Below are 18,352 nucleotides of genomic sequence, written 5' to 3'. Positions count from 1 at the left end.
CTACGCCGTCAGCTTTTTATCGAACTTGACTATCAGCTTGTCCAAGGTCACCGGATAGTCGCGCACGCGCACGCCGGTGGCGTTGTAGACGGCGTTCGCGATGGCCGCCGCCACGCCGCAGATGCCCAGCTCACCCACTCCCTTGGCTTTCATGGGCGAAGACATCGGGTCTGTTTCATCGAGGAAGATGACGTCCTGGTGCGGAATGTCGGCGTGCACGGGCACTTCATAGCCGGCCAGGTCGTGGTTGACGAAGAAGCCGTGGCGCTGGTCGACCACCAGCTCTTCCATCAGGGCCGCGCCCACGCCCATGGTCATGGCGCCGATCACCTGGCTGCGGGCCGCTTTCGGGTTCAGGATGCGGCCGGCCGCGCACACGGCCAGCATGCGGCGCACGCGCACTTCGCCCGTGTCGCTGTCCACGGCCACTTCAACGAAATGCGCGCCAAACGTCGATTGCTGGAATTTTTTATCGAGGTCGCCGTATTCCATGTGGTCTTCCGCGACGACGTCGCCATGATAGGCGGCGGCAGCGAGCGGCACGCTGCGCTCGCCCTCGCTCACTTGCCCATCGGAAAAGCGCGCCTCTTTCTCGTCGAAACCCAGCTTGCCGGCAATGGCCTGGCGCAGGCGCACGCAGGCCGCGTACACGCCGGCCGTGGAACTGTTGCCGCCCCACTGCCCGCCCGAACCGGCCGAGATGGGAAAATCCGAGTCGCCCAGGCGCACGACCACCTTGTTCAAGGTCACGCCCAGCATTTCCGCCGCCGTCTGCGCGATGATGGTGTAACTGCCCGTGCCGATGTCCGTCATGTCCGTTTCCACCGTCACGATGCCGTTGCCGTCCAGGCGCACGCGGGCGGCGGATTGCATGACGAGGTTGTTGCGGAAGGCGGCGGCCACGCCCATGCCCACGAGCCAGCGGCCGTCGCGCCGCATGCCGGGCTGGCTTTGCCGCTCTTTCCAGCCGAATTCCACGGCGCCCGTGCGCAGGCAGTCGATCAGGCGGCGCTGGGAAAACGGTCTACTCGGCTTTTCCGGGTCCACTTTCGTGTCGTTCAGGATGCGGAAGACGATGGGGTCCATTTTCAGCTTGTCCGCCATCTCGTCCATGGCGATTTCCAGCGCCATCATGCCCGGCGCCTCGCCCGGCGCGCGCATGGCGTTGCCTTCCGGCAGGTCGAGCACGGCCAGGCGCATGGCCGTCATGCGGTTTGGCCCCGCATACAGCAGCCGAGTTTGCATCACGGCCGTTTCCGGCTGGCCCCCTTTCAAGTCGCCGGACCACGATTCATGGCCGATGGCCGTGATCTTGCCGTCGCGCGTGGCGCCGATGCGCAGGCGCTGGATGGTGGCGGGTCGGTGCGTCGTGTTGTTGATCATCAAGGGCCGCGTCAGGGCGACCTTGACGGGACGCTGCGCCGCGCGCGCACCCAGCGCCGCCAGCAAGGCTTCCGCGCGCACGAACAGCTTGCCCCCGAAACCGCCGCCGATATACGGCGACACGATGCGCACCTTGTCCTTCGCAATGCCAAGCGTGCGGGCCAGGTCGCCGCGGCCCCAGTCCACCATCTGGTTCGCCGTCCACACCGTCACCTTGTCGCCTTCCCAGGCGGCAATCGAGGCGTGCGGCTCCATCATGGCGTGCGACTGGTCAGGCGTCGTGTAGATGGCATCCAGGCGCACGGGAGCATGGGCAAAGGCGCCGGCGAAGTTGCCCGTCTTGCTGTCGGGCTTGCCCTCCTTCGGCTTGGTGGCGCCGCCTTTGGCCTTGGCCAGGTCGAACACGCCCTGCTGCTCGACATATTTCACATCGAGCAGTTGCGCGGCCGAACGGGCTTGCTCGAAGGTTTCCGCCACCACCAGCGCGATGGCCTGGTGGTAATGTTCAATGTCCGGGCCACCCAGCAGCGTCGCCGTGTTCATCTTGCCTTTGCCCAGCTTGCCCGCCGATTCCGCCGTCACCACGGCCAGCACGCCCGGCGCGCGTCGCGCCGCGCTGGTGTCGATCGAGGCGATGCGCCCCTTGGCGATGGCCGCGCCGACGACATGGCCATAGGCCGCGTGCGGCGCAGCCTTGTTCTGCTCGTACGCGTACGGCGCCGTGCCCGTGGTTTTCAGGGGGCCGTCGATACGGTCCGTGGGACGGCCCACGACTTTCAGCTGGTCGATGGGATTGGTGGTCGCAGGTGTCGTAAATTTCATGGCCCTAGCCTTTCTTCGCTTGTGCTTCAGCCAGCACCGAGGCAATCGTGCGCTGCGCCAGGGTCACCTTGAAGGCATTGTCGTCAGTCGGTCTGGCGCCGGCCAGCAGGCGTTCGCTGAAGGCGGCGGCGCCCTCGGGCATGACCTGCTCGGCGCCAGAAATTCTCCACGGTTGCGGCGCGACACCGCCCAGGGCCAGCCTGCCCGTGCCATTGGGCAAGATGATGGCCGCCACGGACACCAGCGCGAACGCGTACGAGGCCCGGTCGCGCACCTTGCGGTAGACATGCGTGCCGCCAACGGGCCGGGGCAAGGTCACGCTGGTGATCAGTTCTCCCGGCTGCAGCACGGTTTCCACGTGCGGCGTGTTGCCCGGCAAACGGTAAAAGTCGGCGATGGGGATGCTGCGCACGGCGCCGTCGGAGCGCACCGTATCGATGGCGGCGTCGAGCACGCGCATGGCCACGGCCATGTCGCTCGGATGCGTGGCGATGCAGGCATCGCTGCCGCCCAGGATGGCCAGCGGCCGGCTGAAGCCGCCGATGGCCGAGCAGCCGCTGCCCGGCACGCGCTTGTTGCACGCCTGGTTCGTGTCATAGAAATACGGGCAGCGCGTGCGCTGCAGCAGGTTGCCGGCCGTCGTCGCCTTGTTGCGCAATTGCGCCGAGGCGCCGGCCAGCAAGGCGCGCGACAGCACGCCATAATCGCGCCGCACCGTGGCGTGCGCGGCCAGCGCCGTATTGCGCACGAGGGCGCCGATGCGCAAGCCGCCGTCGGCCGTGGTCTCCACTTTATCCAATGCGAGGCCATTGACGTCGATCAAATGCGCGGGCGTTTCGATTTCCAGCTTCATCAGGTCGAGCAGATTCGTGCCGCCCGCGATGAAGCGGGCGCCCGGCGTATTCACGGCGGCGCCCGCCGCTTCGGCCGGCGAGGCGGCCTTCTGGTAACTGAAGACTCTCATGCCGGCCTCCCCGCCACCTCGGTGATCGCCTCGATGATGTTGGAGTAGGCGCCGCAGCGGCAGATGTTGCCGCTCATGCGTTCGCGCAATTCTTCCGGCGTCACCGAGGGGGCCGCGTTCAAGTCCACGCTGACGTGGCTGGGGATGCCCTGGCGGATTTCTCCCAGCGCAGCGACGGCCGAGCAGATCTGCCCCGGCGTGCAATAGCCGCACTGGTAGCCGTCATGCGCGATGAAGGCGGCCTGCATCGGATGCAGTTTCTCCGGCGTGCCCAGCCCCTCGATGGTGGTGACCTTGGCGCCGTCATGCATCACGGCAAGAGTCAAGCAGGCATTGATGCGCTGGCCGTCGAGCATGACGGTGCAGGCACCGCACTGGCCGTGATCGCAGCCCTTCTTGGTGCCCGTCAGCTGCAGATGTTCGCGCAAGGCGTCGAGCAAGGTGGTGCGCGTGTCGAGTTCCAGGCTGTGGCGCTGGCCATTGACGTCGAGGCTGACTTTCATCAGGACTGGTGGCGCCTGGCCGCTCGTGCTGACGGCCTGCGCCGCCCCCGCCGCTCCTGCCACACCGGGCACGGCCGCGGCCGTGGCCGACAGCGCACCGGCGATCAGCAAGCCGCGCCTACCGGCATTGATTTGATGGGACTCTGTCATCTCGCGCTTCCTCCTGGCTGTGGACTGGCTGGGTGGGCGCATGCAGGCCCGAAGCACCAGTCTGACGGCCCGATTCCTACGCGTCTGTACGCGAACGAACGTTCAGCTTCAGGCTGCGCCGGGTCGTGCCGACGCCGCCCTGCGCCGCGTAGCCCGTGTGGCGGGCGCAATGGTCGAGCGCCTGGCGCAAGGCCGTATCGACGTTGCGCAAGGACATGTCGTGCCGCTCAGCCACCTCCAGGCGGGTCAGCTCGTCCACGCGCAGCGCTTCGAGCACTTGCCGGTGACGCCGCGGCAGCAAGTCGACGGCTTGCGCCAGCAGGCGCACGTCCGCCTGCAGCTCGGCCAGGCGTTCCGGCCCCGCCGCCGTATCGGCCAGGAAATCGACGAGGCCGGCGGCGCCGTCCCCACCACCCTCGTCCGCATACAGCCAGGCGCGGTTGCCGCGCAGGCTGTCCATGGCCGCATTGCACGCCACGCGAAACACATAGGCGACGGGGCGGTGCGCCAGCGCAGCTCCGTCCGCAGCCCCGGCCGCCAGCGCGTCCAGGCGCAGCCAGGCGTCGTGCAGGCTGTCGCTGGCCAGCTCGGCACAACCCAGGTGGCGCGCCAAGCGCCGATGCAGGGCCGCGTAATTGCTTTCCAGTACGGCCTGCAGCTGGCTGCCCTGCCCTGGCGCCACGTCGTTGGCCGCCTGCAAGCGGGGCCGGATGGCGGACCGGTACCACGGCATGCCCACCATGCGCAAGGGTTCAGCCCTACGCGCCATGTCGACCATCATGGCGACAACCTGCTGCGCTCTTGCGCCGTCAGCTGACGCGTGGCCGATTCCGGCAACGGGCCCAAGCCCAGCACGCGCACGGCGCTGCGCGGGTTGTAATCGGCCGCCTCGATGCGCGCCCCATCCTGCGGCGCCGCTTGCGCGCTGTCGGGCGGGGCGTCGTTGCCAAAGCCCAGCACGCGCACCGTGAACACGGACGGCTGCGCGGCGCGGGTGGCGGCGCGCTCGCGCTGCACCACGTCCTGCGCCGCCGCCGTCGCCTGGGAAGCGGCCGCGCTGGCGTTGGTCATGGCGGCCACGTTGACGGACGCCACCGTCGGCATGCCCTTCGCTTCGCCCTTGACCTGGATGTTCGCCGCGTTCGCCACCGTCAGCGCGGCCAGGTTGACGCTGCCCGAGACGCGGATGCCCGCCTCGCCCGCGTCGATGGTGCCCAGCGGCGCCAGCAAGTCCACGTCGCCGGCCGGTACTTCGGCGATCGGCGCCAGGGTGGCGATGCCGGCGCCCGTGCTGGGCACGTCCGACGACAGGGTCACGTTGCCCCAGTTGTCATACACGCGCTTGGGCGGCGTGTAGACGATGGTCGACTTCGAACCACGCCCCGCGTTGATGTCGCCCTGCGACGACCAGCCAAGAATGTCGCCGCCAAACGTCGTCATGACGCGGCTCTGGCCCAGCAGGATGCTGCCGTGCGAGAACAGCTCGATATTGCCGCCGCCCTTGGTGATGACACCCGAGGTCGACGGCGGCGCCTCGCCTTCGATACCGAACACCTGCCTGCCGCCCGGCGTGAGCAATTGAATATCGCCGCCGAAGTTGGTGTGCACGTAGCCGCTGCGGGGAACGATGCGGTCGTTGCTCCCCGAACTCGGGTTGTAGAGGCCAAACGTGCCGCGGTACATGACGATGTCGCCCGCATACGCAATCGCCTTGCCGCCGGCGTCCGTGGCCGGCGCCAGGGACGCGATGGCGTTGCGGCTGCGCAGGAAGCTGCCATAGCGCGAGCTGTCCCGGTCGTTGTACTCGCGCCCGCCCGCCTTCAGTTCGGCGAAATACACGTCGCGGGCAAACACGCGCTGCTGCGGCTCGGCCAAGGCGAGATAAAAGGCCAGCGCCTCGGCTGCAGTGCCCTTGAAGCCGTAGCGTTCGCCCAGCCAGGTCAGCAATTCGGTTTCGTAGGATTTCACCACCTTGCCGGCCTGACCTGCCAGCGGCACGCCCGTCTGCGCCACGTTGGACGAGTCCAGGTAGGGCTTGACGAAACGCAGGTAATCGAGACCGGCCGCGCCCACGCCCGCCTGCATGGCGATGCCCGCGCCCGGGCGCTTGTCGCCCTGCACGACAGGGCCGAGGCTGACGACGCTGCCCTTGTCCTGCATCAATATGTTGCGTCCGGCGCTGATGTCGAGCGTGCCAGGACCGGCCACGTTGAAGGAACTGGCCAGGATGTCGCGCCCGGCCGAGACCACAGATACGTCATACGCGTTGTTATGCACGAACAGGTTGCCACTATTGTTGAACGCCATGCCGCTCCCGCTGTCGCTGCCGCCCACACCTTCCAGCTGCGCCGTGCCGCTGCTGACGATGTCGCGGCCCGCCTTCATCCAGACGGGTTGCGCACCCTCGTACCAGGTGATGCCCACGTGCTTGGCGTCGTTGAACTGGACGATGCGACCGACGTTGACTCCGAGCAAGTCGCCCTTGACGGCATAAATGCGGGCCGCCTGCGTGCCGCTGTTGCCGGGGCCGCCGGCCGAATCGGGACCGAAGGCGAACAGCGGATACCTGTCTTCCGTGGCCGGCGCCCCCGTGCTGGACAGATTGCTGGCCAGGGGGCCGGTCGCCCACATGCTGGGGGTGCGCGCGATGTAGGCTGGCTTGAACGGTGTCGCCATGCTGGCCGCTGCCGCGCCGGACTGGCCGATGGTAAAACCGCCGGCATAGATGGAGTCGCCGGCCAGCCATTGCAGTTGGGCATACGGCGAAGGCGCCAGCAGCAAGGGGGCGGCATAGCTGTCGACGCCATTCGGGTTCACACTCATCTTGCCGTAGTACAAACTGCCATGTGCGGCCGCAACGCGCACGATGGACGGGTAAATGGTGGCGAAGTCGGTCTCCGTGCCGATCGGCGCCGTCAACGGCGTCAGATTGCCGCCGGCGGAGAACAGATCAAGCGCCGTGTGCGGCGTCCACAGGCTGAACCAGCTGTAGCCGATGCCCAGTTCGCCCGATGGCGCAAGTGCCGAGGTCGGGTTGACCATCAGTACGCGGCCCGGATCGGCCACATCCTGCAGCACCTGGTCGCCCAGGGTCGCCACGCTGAACGTGGCGTCGCCCGGCACCAGGGTCATGCCGCCCTGCAGCGTGGCGCGCGTGGCCGTGAAGGCATCGTAGGCGCGCGTTTCTTTCGGCACGTGATCGGTATTTCGTGTGCCATATTGCAGCGCCAGGCTGCCCAGCTGCGCGGCCGACGTTTCCGCGTGGCCGCGCAAGTCGACGAGGGCGCCATTCATGTGGCCGCCGCCCGGCGCGCCTGCCGGGTTGATGGCGCCGCCCACGCGCAGGTCCAAGTCGCCGCCGCCCGTCAACAGCATGCTGCCATCGGCATGCACGCGGCCCGTACTGCCCACGGCCAGCAGCAAGCCCTGCGAACGGATATTGATATTGCCGTCGTAGCTGCTGCCCTGCGCCAACGCCAGCACACCGGCGTCGCCCGCCACGTCGGCACGCACATTGCCGCCACCCAGGGTGCCGAAACCCGTAAAGCCCAGGACGTCGTCGGCCAGGGTCTTGCGGCCCACATAGGTGCCAAAATTGACCCACCATGCCACCGGCTGCGCCAGGCCGCCGATGGCGAGACCGCCGCTGCCCTGGCGCCACAGCCAGTTGCCCACGGCCGTGCTGTCGTAGCCAGCGTCCGCCGTGACGGGACGCAAATTGGTCGCGGCACTGCGGTTCAACAAAGAACTCGTCAGGTCGCCGCCAACCTTCAGCAGCAGATTGCCGCCCTGGTCAGGGTACCAGGCACGGTAGATGCTGTCGGCGCCGCCATCGACCAGGTGTTCATGCTCACCGTCCGGATTGTTCAATACCTTGCCGTCGGCATTGCGCGCCCGCGCCTGGTTGAACGGGTCGCCTGGCAACGTCGCCGTGGACGACATGCCGGCCGTATACACGCCATACAGGCTGTCCATGCGCAAGTCGCCGCCGCTGACCAGGTCCAGGTCGCCCGTGCCCGTGCGCAGCACGCTGTAGCGCAGGCTGGACGGCTTGTAATTGTAGCTGGGGCTGGAGGTGCCGCACCAGGTGGGATTTTCCTCGCACATGGTTGGCCAGCCCAGTGCGTCAAGGTCGACCACGTCGCCCGCCTTCACGCTCGGGTCGGCGAACTCTTCGGCGCCGGCCTTGGTCCACACGTAGGCCAACTTCAGCACGCACAGGGTCGGGTCGTTGGCGCAAAATACCTCGACAGTCTGGCCGAACTGGCTGGTGAATTCCTCGGTGATGGGCTCGCCCGCCACGATGCCGGGGATGCCCTCGCGCTCGCCCAGTTCCTGCGCTTCCCTGGTCCAGTATTGCACGCCCTTCGGCGGCACCAAGATGCCATACATGCCGTAATGGCTGTCGGCCAGGCGCAGGGTGCCGTGGCTGGGGTGCGCCTGCACGCCGCGCGTGTCGGCCGCGTCGAGATCGGCGCCCGCCACCAGGCGCATGCCCCACGCTTGCGACCCTTCGGCCAGCATGGGCGCGATGGCCCACAGCTTGCCCTGGCTGCCCGCCACTTCCGGACGCAGCTGGATCGATTCCACATTCGGCATCAGCTTGACGTCGGTGCCGGACGGGATCAATGAACCCACGGCCAGCGCCAGGTTGCCGTTTAGCGCGAAGACCGAGCGTTCGCCCGCCACGCCAGGCAGCGGCACGCCCTTGGGCCAGGTCATGGAGCCCACTTTCACCGTTTGCGCCAGCACGCTGCCCGCATCGAGGCGCATGCCGGCGTCCAAGGTGAGCGCTGTGGCCAGCAGGCTGCCGGCCGCATGGACGATATGGCCGGCGCTGTCGCGTACGGCGGCCGCCAGCACCGTGCCGGCCGGCAAGGTGACGGCCTCGGCCAGGGTCACGGGCGCGGGCAGGCGCGTATTCGCCATCAAGCTGAAGCCCTTGATGGGCAGGTCGTAATTGAGCGCGATCCCGCCCGGGAACAAGGTGCCGTCGGCCACGGTCACGCCCTTGCCCGGCACGATGACGTCGCTGCCATTGATATCGCGTCCCGGCAGCAGTACCCAGCCGCTGTCATCCTTGGTGGCCGGTGGCGGCGCGAAACCGTCGTTGATGCTGCCATAGATGCTCAAGTCGCCGCCGGCGCGCAGCAGCAGGCTGCCCACCTCGCCCGAACCGCGCACATTTGTTGCTTGAAAGCGCGGATTCAGGCTGGCGTAGCGCATGCCGGACAGGTCCAGGTCGCCCTGCACCACCAGGTCGCCGTCTGGCGTCTTGCTGACGATATCGACGCCGGGACGCAGATGCAAGGCATCGGCATAGGCGGCCGTGCTCAAGCCCGCCAGCTTGATATTGCGCAAGTTCGTGTTGGCCAGCGCCGCGTCGATGAAGGCCGTGCTGTCCACGTGCTTGCTGTCGAGATACGCCTGGTTGACCACCTGGTAGGGGCGGCCGCTGGCCGACAGGTCCGTGGCGTAGGCCGCGTCGTCATAGCGCTGCATGGCGTTGACGGCGATCGATTTCGCGCCGCGTATCGTCAAACCGCCGCCGGCCGCAATGGCGATGTCGCCGAAGGTGGCCACATCAAGATCCGTGCGAACGCCGCCGCTGCCCAGGCGCGGTGCGCTCAGTTCCAGCGTGCCGCGCGCGGCGCCGTCGTGTTCGCCCTTGCCCTTGCCGGCCACGGCCGATGTGCCGTGGCGCAGGTCGATCAGCGCGCCGCCGGCCAGGTCCAAGGTGCCTACGCCCGAATTGATTTCCACCGTGGCCCGGTTCGGGCTGTCGATGATCTTGCCATAGCTGTCGACGCGCAAGACGGTGCCATGCGCGTCGAGCACGGCGTTGCCGGCCAAGGTGACGCCATGCTTGCCGGCCAGGCGGATGCTGCCCACGCGCTCGCCGCTGGCGTCGATCACGCCGGCGACGGTCAGGCTGCCATTGTCGACGGATACCTGCACTTCGCCCGCCTTGATGTCGTTACCTATCGTCAAGTCGCCCTGTTTCAGCTGGAAGCTGCGCCCGCCCGTCACGCCGCCTTCCGTCAGGCGCGTGTTCAGCGACGCGAACTGGCTGTCCAGGCTGCCGCCCGCGCCCAGCGTTTGCGCGCGCACGTCCACGCTGCCCTTCTTGTACGGCACCACGGTGCCGCCCGCGTCGTAGCTGCCGCTGGCGCCGCCCAGGATCTTGCCCTGCAGATCCACCATGCCAGCCGCGTCCTCGAGCGCCACGGCCTTCAGGCTGCCGGCGCGGTTGTTTTCGGCCGACAAGTCGATCACGCTGCCTGCCGCCTGGCGAATATTGCCGGCGCGGCTGTCCAGGCTCACGTCGCCGCCCCAGCTGTATTTGTCCACGTCGAAGAAGGTGCTCTTGCGGCCCGCCATGTCAATGCGGGCGCCGTCGGCCACGGTGATGCCGTGCTGCGCGCTGATCGTCAACTTGCCGCTAGGCAACACCACGGCCGTCGCCACGCTCACGCTGTCGCCGTTCAGCGCCAGCTGCGCGCCCAAGCCATCGTTATTCTTGACGGGGGCCGCTGGCGCCGTACCGGCCAGCGCCGCCACCGACAGCGCGCCGCCCGCCGTGTAGCTGTGCGCGGAACCGGCGTCGCCCGTCAGCAGCGGCGTGCTGATATTGAGGTTGCCGCCGCTGTACTGGTAGCCCTTGCCCGACTCGTAGGCGCCCTGCGCCTGGTAGACGGACAGGCTGCCCTTGTGGTTGGCCGTGACCTGACCCGACGCCTTCAGGTTGACATTGCCAAAACCCAGCGCCAGGCGGTCGAACGAGGCGACGCCGGCCGGCTGGGTGAACGGGCCGAAGCCGAAATCGATGCGCTGCGCTTCCAGTTTCAGGGTGCCGCTGCCCGTGCCGGCGCCATGCGCGATCACATTGCCGGCCGGCGACAGCGCGCCGCCCCAGATCAGGTTGGCCGTGCGGATGGTGGCCACGGTGCCGGCATCGCCCTGCCCATACATGGCCGGCGTGGTCAGCACCAGGCGCTCCAGCGTGGATTTCCCCGTGCTCTTGTCGTAGGTATCGAGCATCACGTCGCCATAGAAATTGACGCTGTCGGCCGCACTCAGGATCAGCGCCTGCAAGGCCGGCGCCCCGGTGCTGGTATCGCCGCGCAGCAGGCGCTCCAGCACGCCCTGGTTCATGGCCAGGCCGCTGGAACGCGTGCCGCCGGCCTGCGCCGCCGCCAGCGCCTCGCTGCTGCCCATATTGATGGCGCCCACGGACAGGCTCAGGTTGCGCGTGCCATAGCGCGCCGTGTCGTCCAGTTCAAACCTGCCATTGGTCGACAGCAGCAAGGTGCCTTCCGAGTACAGGCTCGCTGTGCTGGTGCCGGCGCAAGCGTCGCCGCACGCGCCGATGCGGATGCCGCCGCGCGCCGAACCGCCGACCGGCGCCACATTCATCAAGCCGTTCGAGGCGGCCAGCACGTGCATGTCCGCGCGGGTCTTGTAGATAAAGCCGTCGTTCGCGTCATATGCGGCCTTGCCGCGTCCCAGGGTGCTGATGCCCGCGCCAGGCGCGATATCGATCAGGCCATCGCCCAATTCGTAGTTGCCCGGGTCCTGGGCCACGAGGAATACCTCAGGCGCCGACAGCACGGCGCCCGCGCGCAGGAAGATGGCAGTCGCCGACTGGACGCCGAAGTTGATGTAGTTGCCGCCCTGGCCATACTCCACCGTGGGCGTGTTGCCCACCACAATGCGGGCCGCGCCGAGATTATTCAGGCTCGAGGCGCGCACGCTGACCTGCCCGGCGTCCTTGCTCGCTGGCGCGCCATCGGCGAGGATTTCAATCTTGCCGTTGGAGACATTGCTCGAGCCCAGCAGCACGGTGCCGCCGTAGCCGCCCTCGGCCGCGCCGAACTTGCCGGTGCCCTTGAACTGGAATGTATCCGGGCCGCCGTCTTGCACCAGGGTCAGCCTGAGCGTCTTGGCATCCGATGGCAGCTGCGCGCGGGGAATGCCGCGCGTTTGCGCATCGGCCAGGGCGAAGGCGGCATAGCCTGTTTCGTTGTACTGGGAATAGGTGCGCAAGACCTTGGCCGGGGTGAGTATCAGCTGGCTGGCCAGCGGCGCGTGGATGTCCGTGCCGGCAATCGACAGGGTGCCGGGCGCAGCCCAGGAACCGTTGCGCAGCGGCTGCGCCAGCGTGGCGGCGCCCTGGCCCGCCAGGCCGTTCAGCTCCACGCGGAAGGCGCCTGGCAGCAAGGCATAGGTCGAGGGCATCAGGGTGTAGGTGCCGGCGGGCAAGCCCGGCACGCCATTGCCTATCGTCACCTGCCGGCCCACGGCCGCATCGGATGCCGCCTTGTCTCCGCCCGAAGGTGCTTGCGGCGCCTGCACGCCCGGCACGATGGCGTACACAGGGTTGCTCGCCAGGCCCGGCAAGACAAAACCGCCATTCGCGCCCACCTGCGCCAAAGGATGATAGCGCGCGTCGGTGGAGCCGCCGCGGCCGGCGATGAAACCGGCACCCGTCAGCTCGCCGCCGCCGGACAGGTCGAGCAGCGCGCCCGGCAGCACATCGACGGCCACGCCGGACATTTCCACGCCGACGCGCATGCCGCCCTGCCCGCTGAAACCTCCCACGCCCATGAAGGCGGCCAACTTGCCATCCACATTCCAGACCTGGCCATCGACGGTACCGCCGTACGGCATGACCAGACCGGCACCGCTGACGGAGGTGATACTACCTGGCAATAGATTCACCGTCAGGCTCTTGTCATTGTCATAGCCGGCCGCGCCGATCGACAGGCGGCCCAGCGGCGCGCGCACCACGCCGCCCTGCTCGATATGCGCAGCGCCCAGCTCCAGCGAGCCCAAGGCGGAATACGGCATGGCCGGCACGCCATCGCTCGTGCGTGCAATGTTCAGGCTGCGCGCGGGGTCGTAGCCGAGCTTTCCATCGATACGGCCATAGCCGGCCCGCACGGCGGCGCCGGCGCCCGTTTCCGGATACAGCTGGACCGCCGCGAGGGTCATGTCGCCCGGCGTGGACAGCACCGTCGTCGGCTGGTTGCCATCCCAGCCCAGCGGGGACAGCAGGAAACGCAGGTCGCCGCGGCTCGTGAGGCGCACGTCCGTGGCACGGATATCGACCAGGCCGCGCACGTCGATCAGGTCGCCAACTATGCTGACCTGGCCGGCCATCGGCGACTGGCCCGCCGTGCCCGGCGTGACATAGTAGTCGCGTCCTGCCGGCTTGACGCTGGCCAGGCGTACGTACGGCGCCGCGATGCCGACCTTCGCGCCGGGCTTGCTGCCTGGCGCCAGCACGGGCGTGCCATACAGCTGGAAGCTTTGCTGCAGCGTCAGCGACACGTCACCATCGAAGGAGGCGGCGCCGAGCAGGGCCAGGTTGCCAAAGCCGCCCGCCTCCACTTGCTCCACCGAGTAGCGGCCATGGCCGTACTGCAGCAGCGGCGCCGCGTCCTGCGCATGCACGCCGCTGGCCAGGTCGCTGGCGGCCTGGCGCTGCGTGACGATCATCTGGCGGCCCTGCAGCACCTTGTCCGTCGCCAGTACTTTCAGGTAGACCGGGGTGCCCGTGGCCACGGACAGCGTGCCGCCAGCCGCGGCCGCGCCGCCCGCCCTGGCCAGCAGCTGGCCATCGAGGTACAAGCCGTTGTTCGATGCCAGCGCAATGCTGCCGCCCGCGCTGGCCACGCCGATGGCCGCGCCGTTTACGTCGAGCACGGCGTGCGCTCCGGAAGCGTCGAGCACGGCGCCGTCGCGCACGACAACAAACAGATTGACCGCCGAGGTGCTGCCCTGCGCATGGTCGATCTCGCCGCCGACGACGATACTGCCGCCGTCCGCCACCTTGCCGTAGCGCCGGCCCTGCGCGTCCGTGGCCGTGACGGCGCGCGACGCCACGTCGAGCACGGCATTCTCGCCTATCCAGATGGAACGGCCGTGGCCAGCCGCTTCCACCGCTTCGGACACGCTCACGTCGACGCCCACGCCACCCAGGCTGATCTTGCCGCCCCACGCGTTCAGGCGCCCGTCCACCGTCAGCTGGCCCACGCTGGCCAGCTTGATGGACTGGCCCGCATCGACGCTCACCACGGCGCCCTTGCCTATCAGCAGTTCGGCGCTGGCCATGTCGGCCGCGCCGGACTGGATATCGCCCACCTGCAGGGCCAGGCTGGCGCCCTTGCGCTGCGTCAGGGTGCCCTTGAGCGGGTTTTCCGTGACCTGCTCCGGCATCCACAGGGCCAGGCTTTCATTGTCCACCACGCGCAGCACGGGCATGCGCACGTCCACCTGCGCGCCGTCCGCCACCGTCACGCCCTGCTTGCCGACCAGGCTGTAGCTTGAAAAACCCTGCTCAAAAAAGTCGCCGCCCAAGTGCAGGGTGCCGGCCTCGGGTTTTTCAGTTTTGCCGATCAAAATCTTGTTTGCCTGCAATTCCAGCTTGCCGCCGCCTTGCACCCCATGGCTGCGCACTTGTGCGCCCTCGCCCAGCACCAGGTCCGATTTCGTTCCATAGCTGGCCAGGGTCACGTTGCCGCCCTTGCCGCCCTGCTGTTTCGCCTGTGACAGGATGGCCGCGCCCGAGCCGGCGTCGATCAGGATGCCGCTGCCGATGCGCACGTCGCCGTTCGCCCGCAGCGAGACATTGCCGCCATTCATATATGGCAAACCGGCGGCGGCCAGCGGATCGCGCAGCACATTGGCCAGCAGGCCGCTGGTATCGAGCGTGACGCCGTCGGCCAGCACCAGCTTGCCCGCGGGTCCGCCCGGAACGACGGCCGTATCGACCATGCCCAGCGCACCGAGCTGGTTCAGCACATTGCCGGCCATGATGCTGCCGCCATGGCTGCGCAAATTGCTATTGATGGCCACGTCATTGCCGAACAAGGTGATATTGCCGCCATCGGCCACCTGCAGCGCGCTGTCGACGGTGATCGCGCCTTTCGCGGCAATACGGATGGCGCCCAGCTGCTGGCTGTTCAGCAATCCCGTGCCGAGCAGCAGCTTGCCCTGGCGCTCTGACGCCAGCACGTCCGCCACGTCGAGGCCGGCGGCGATGCCGTCCTGTACGCGCGTCAGGCGCACCTCGTCCATGACGGCCGACAGCGCATGCTGCAGCACGCCCGTGCGCTTGTCGAACATCGGCTGGTACTGGCCGACGATCAGCTGCCCCCGCTGCGCGGCGGCGAACTGCGACTGCTGGTAGCCGTCGAGCAGGGCCTGCGGCGCCTGGGTCTGGCGCTCGCCCTGGAAGACCTCGCCCGCGATCGCCCCTTCCAGCACGGCCGAACCGGTGGCGACCACCAGCTTGCCGGCGTCGCGGCCCACCGTGTAGCCGTTTTCCAGGCGCTGTTGCGCGGCGATCAATGGATTGGCGTAGAACGCGCTGGCATCCTTGCCCCAGCGCACATGTTCTTCCTCGTAACCCTTGTACACGCCCGCATACGGCAAGTCTGCCGGGGCGCTGCCCGCCTCGTACAATTTGCCGTCCGCGCCTTTCAGCCAGGTCTGGCGCAGCGCGCCCGTCTGCACGTCGAGGGTGCCGCCCGACAGGTTGATGGCGGAGCCGGCTTGCGTGACGACGTCCTTGCCGCCGAAGCTCACCGTGCCGCCCTGCGCCATCCACTCACTGACGGAATGGCCCTGCGTGCCCAGGTAGCCGGCCACTTCCAGCAAGCCGCCGGCCGTGTACCAGCGGTCGCTGTCGTAGCCGTTCGTGCCTTTCGGTACGAACACCAGCTTGCGGCGGTCGACCCAGATATTGTTGTTGATCAAGGCCTTGCCGTCGCGGTTGACGGGCGCGTCGCGCTGCTCGTTGCCCTGCACGTTGATCTCGACATTGTTCGCCGCCATGGCCACCTTGACGCCGACGGCACCGGAGACGTCGAGCTGGGCGCCGTCGCGCAGCAGGCTGCGGCTGGCCGCGTTGACGGCGATCTGGCCGCCCGTGGCCAGGGTCAGCGAATCGCCGAGGAACTCCACCGTGCCGGCGCTGCCAATCTCGATGCGCGACTGGTCGCGGCGGTCGTTGACGGCAACGATATTTTCCGTGCCCGTCACGGCCGGGCCACGCATGGCGTCGCGCTGGCTGTCGAGCGCCGTGCTCCTGCCATTGACATCGTCTTCGAGCACGATGGCCGTGGTGGCGCCCCGTCCCACGGTGACGGCCGCATCACTGCCCAGCGCGTTCAAGTGCACGGTGCCGCGCGTGGCCGTCGTCGTCGTGGCCAGCACGACGCCTTCCTGGCGCACGTCGCGCCCGGCCAGGGTGACATCGCCTTCGCGCGCCTGTATCAGGCCCGTGTTGACGACCTTGCCCGCCGTGCTGGCGGCCGCGAACTGCGGCGTGACTTCGCTGCCGCGCGTGGTCGACAGCGGGTTGCCATCCGTGCCCACGCCCTTCTTGATGGTAAAACTGTCGCCGGCGGCCAGCATAGCCTGGCCCTTGGGCGTATTGATCTCGCCTGCATTGTGGACCTCTTTGCCCAGCAGCATCACGTAGCCGCCGCCTTCCGTGCTGCCCTTGGGCGCATTGCTGGCCAGGCGCGCGCCCGCCTGCAGCTGCACCGTGCCGTCCGCTTCCGTGAACGTTGCGGCGCCGGCCGTGCCGGGGCTGTAGATGCCGCTCTTCTGGAATTGCGCATCACTGATGCGGGCTGCGGCCGCCACCAGGCTGCGCGTGTCGACCTGGCTCGTGCCGGTAAACACGATGCCGTTGCGGTTGACCAGCAGCACCGTGCCGTCGGCCTTGATCTGGCCCTGGATTTGGCTGGGACGCGCTTGCGGATCGTTGACCCGGTTCAGCACGGCCCAGTCCTTCTGCTGCTGGAAGGTCAGGGTCGTGTCCTTGCCGACGTTAAAAGTTTCCCAGTTAAGGACAGCCTTGTCCGCCGTCTGTTGCACCAGCACGGCCGTCTTGCCTGCCGCTACCGTCTGCACGGGCGCCTGGGCGTTGAGCCAGCCGGCCGTCAGGCTGTTGGTGTCGACCTGCAAGCCGCCCTGCGCCAGGCCGTTCGGCAAGCTGGCGCCGCCAGATGCATTTTGGCGCGCCTGCGCCTGGGCCGCTTGCTGCGCGGCGATGGCGCGCGCGGCCAGGTTCAGGTTGTTGAGCGAGCGCTGCAACTGCTGATTGGCCTGCTGTTGCTGGCCCTCTGGGCGGCTGCCCAGCGGCAGCGGCTGGCCATTCGGCAAGCGGCCCGAGTTGGCCGCCGTATTTTGCGCCGCGCCCTTGGCCGCGAACCAGCCGCCGCTGAACGCCTGCTGCGCGCGGGCCGGCGTGGTAAAGGCGCCCGCCATCAGCATGGTGGTCAATGCGTAGGCGAGCGGCGTGAGCCGCAAGCGGCTGCCCAGCGTGGAGCTACGCTGCGCGCCCGTGTCGACGGTGGGGACTGGGCGCTGGGCAGTGTGAAGCTTGGTCATGGCAATGGTTTCCTGGCTAGAGAGAAGGGAACGGAGCCTGGCGGTAGCGCAGGCGTCCATGCCTCCATGACGTAGCTCGATGGCGGAAGGGATAATGCTTTGAAAAATATTTCTATGACGTGCCCTGGCACGCGCCGCGCTTCAGCTGAGCAGCACGATGCCACCCGGCAAGCTGGTCATTTGCGCGCCCGTCAGGTCGCGTATCATCGCCAGCGCGCCATCAGTCTGACGGATGGAAAAGCGCATGCGCACGAGGCGCCGGCCCAGCTCGGCATTGCGCAGTACGACCCTGCCGGGCCGGTAGCGGTTGATTTCATCGACCACGCGGGACAGCGGCTGGCCGGCAAACGACAGCGCGCCCGTGCGCCATGCGCTGGCCTCCCCGGCCGGCGCGGCCGTGGCCGCCTGCACGCCTTGCTCGTCGTAGACCAGTTCCTGCCCCGCATCGAGAGTCTGGCGGCGCTGCTGCCAGACCACCTCCACGGCGCCCGCCAGGCAGGTGACGCAAACGGCATCGTCCGTGTGGCGCACATTGAAGCGAGCCGACTGCGCCAATAAACGCCCCGCGCCCGCCAGCACCGACACGGGCTGGCGCGCGCCGCTGGCAACGATTTCCGCTTCGCCGCCCAGCAGTTCAATCGCTTCCGGCGCCCGCACGTTGATGCGCGTCTGCGTATTCATCCGCACCGTCATCTGCTGCGACAGGGCTATTTGCCGCTGCTCGCCCGTGCCCGTGCGGTAGTCGGCGCTCAGTTCCTGCAGCGACGGCCAGGCGCCCAAGGGCGGACGCAGGGCCAGCGCGGCCACGCCGGCCGCCAGCGCGCCGCCCAGGAAAACACGCCGGCCGGGACGCGCCGGGAACGCCAGCACAGCCGCCCCCTGCGGCGCGGTGGCGCGGGTCAAGGCGGGATTGAGCGCCTGCCACACTTGCTTGAGCTCGCGCCAGGCGCGCGCATGCTCGGGACTGCGCGCGCACCAGGCGCGCAAGGCGTCGGCGTCGGCCTGCGTAAAATCGTCGGCACGCAGGCGCGCCCACCAGGCGGCGGCTTGCCGGCCGATGTCAGCATCGCTGTCGGCAGTATAGGAAGGGGCGCGTGGATCGCGGTCGGGAGCAGTCATGGGA

Annotated in this window: 6 protein-coding genes; all 6 read right to left on the bottom strand. The window is 68.2% G+C overall.

Annotated features, from left to right (window positions below; translation table 11 throughout):
• The 6 genes from paoC to GYK42_RS16640 all read right to left on the bottom strand — a co-directional run bounded on the left by paoC (window position 1) and on the right by GYK42_RS16640 (window position 18,348).
• Entirely contained in the window at window positions 1–2,205 is a 2,205-nt protein-coding gene (gene paoC, locus GYK42_RS16665) for an aldehyde oxidoreductase molybdenum-binding subunit PaoC (protein ID WP_166448389.1), read from the bottom strand.
• A 4-nt stretch (window positions 2,206–2,209) separates the two neighbouring features.
• A complete protein-coding gene (locus GYK42_RS16660; RefSeq protein WP_166448388.1) occupies window positions 2,210–3,169 on the bottom strand; it encodes an FAD binding domain-containing protein in 960 nt (319 codons plus the stop codon).
• On the bottom strand, window positions 3,166–3,822 hold the full coding sequence (paoA, locus tag GYK42_RS16655; RefSeq protein ID WP_046685019.1) for an aldehyde dehydrogenase iron-sulfur subunit PaoA: 657 nt from the start codon (window positions 3,820–3,822) through the stop codon (window positions 3,166–3,168). Before paoA ends, GYK42_RS16660 begins: the two co-directional genes overlap by 4 nt.
• A gap of 76 nt (window positions 3,823–3,898) precedes the next feature.
• Window positions 3,899–4,603 (bottom strand): RNA polymerase sigma factor, encoded by a 705-nt coding sequence (locus tag GYK42_RS16650; protein ID WP_166448387.1) that lies wholly within the window; start codon window positions 4,601–4,603, stop codon window positions 3,899–3,901.
• Window positions 4,600–17,229, bottom strand: coding sequence for a filamentous haemagglutinin family protein (locus tag GYK42_RS16645; protein WP_166448386.1), 12,630 nt, complete (start codon window positions 17,227–17,229; stop codon window positions 4,600–4,602). Before GYK42_RS16645 ends, GYK42_RS16650 begins: the two co-directional genes overlap by 4 nt.
• Before the next feature lie 141 nt (window positions 17,230–17,370).
• Window positions 17,371–18,348, bottom strand: coding sequence for a FecR family protein (locus GYK42_RS16640; protein ID WP_166448385.1), 978 nt, complete (start codon window positions 18,346–18,348; stop codon window positions 17,371–17,373).
• Window positions 18,349–18,352 lie beyond the last annotated feature (4 nt).

The sequence above is a fragment of the Janthinobacterium lividum genome (assembly GCF_011601275.1).
Taxonomy (GTDB): Bacteria; Pseudomonadota; Gammaproteobacteria; order Burkholderiales; family Burkholderiaceae_D; genus Janthinobacterium; species Janthinobacterium lividum_E.
The sequence above is the reverse complement of the archived record's forward strand: the minus strand, read 5'-3'. Positions and strand labels throughout refer to the sequence as shown.

What these genes read in the sequence shown, in the direction of transcription:
- paoC (WP_166448389.1), bottom strand. Translation starts at nt 2,205, where the DNA reads ATGAAATTTACGACACCTGCGACCACCAATCCCATCGACCAGCTGAAA.
- GYK42_RS16660 (WP_166448388.1), bottom strand. Translation starts at nt 3,169, where the DNA reads ATGAGAGTCTTCAGTTACCAGAAGGCCGCCTCGCCGGCCGAAGCGGCG.
- paoA (WP_046685019.1), bottom strand. Translation starts at nt 3,822, where the DNA reads ATGACAGAGTCCCATCAAATCAATGCCGGTAGGCGCGGCTTGCTGATC.
- GYK42_RS16650 (WP_166448387.1), bottom strand. Translation starts at nt 4,603, where the DNA reads ATGATGGTCGACATGGCGCGTAGGGCTGAACCCTTGCGCATGGTGGGC.
- GYK42_RS16645 (WP_166448386.1), bottom strand. Translation starts at nt 17,229, where the DNA reads ATGACCAAGCTTCACACTGCCCAGCGCCCAGTCCCCACCGTCGACACG.
- GYK42_RS16640 (WP_166448385.1), bottom strand. Translation starts at nt 18,348, where the DNA reads ATGACTGCTCCCGACCGCGATCCACGCGCCCCTTCCTATACTGCCGAC.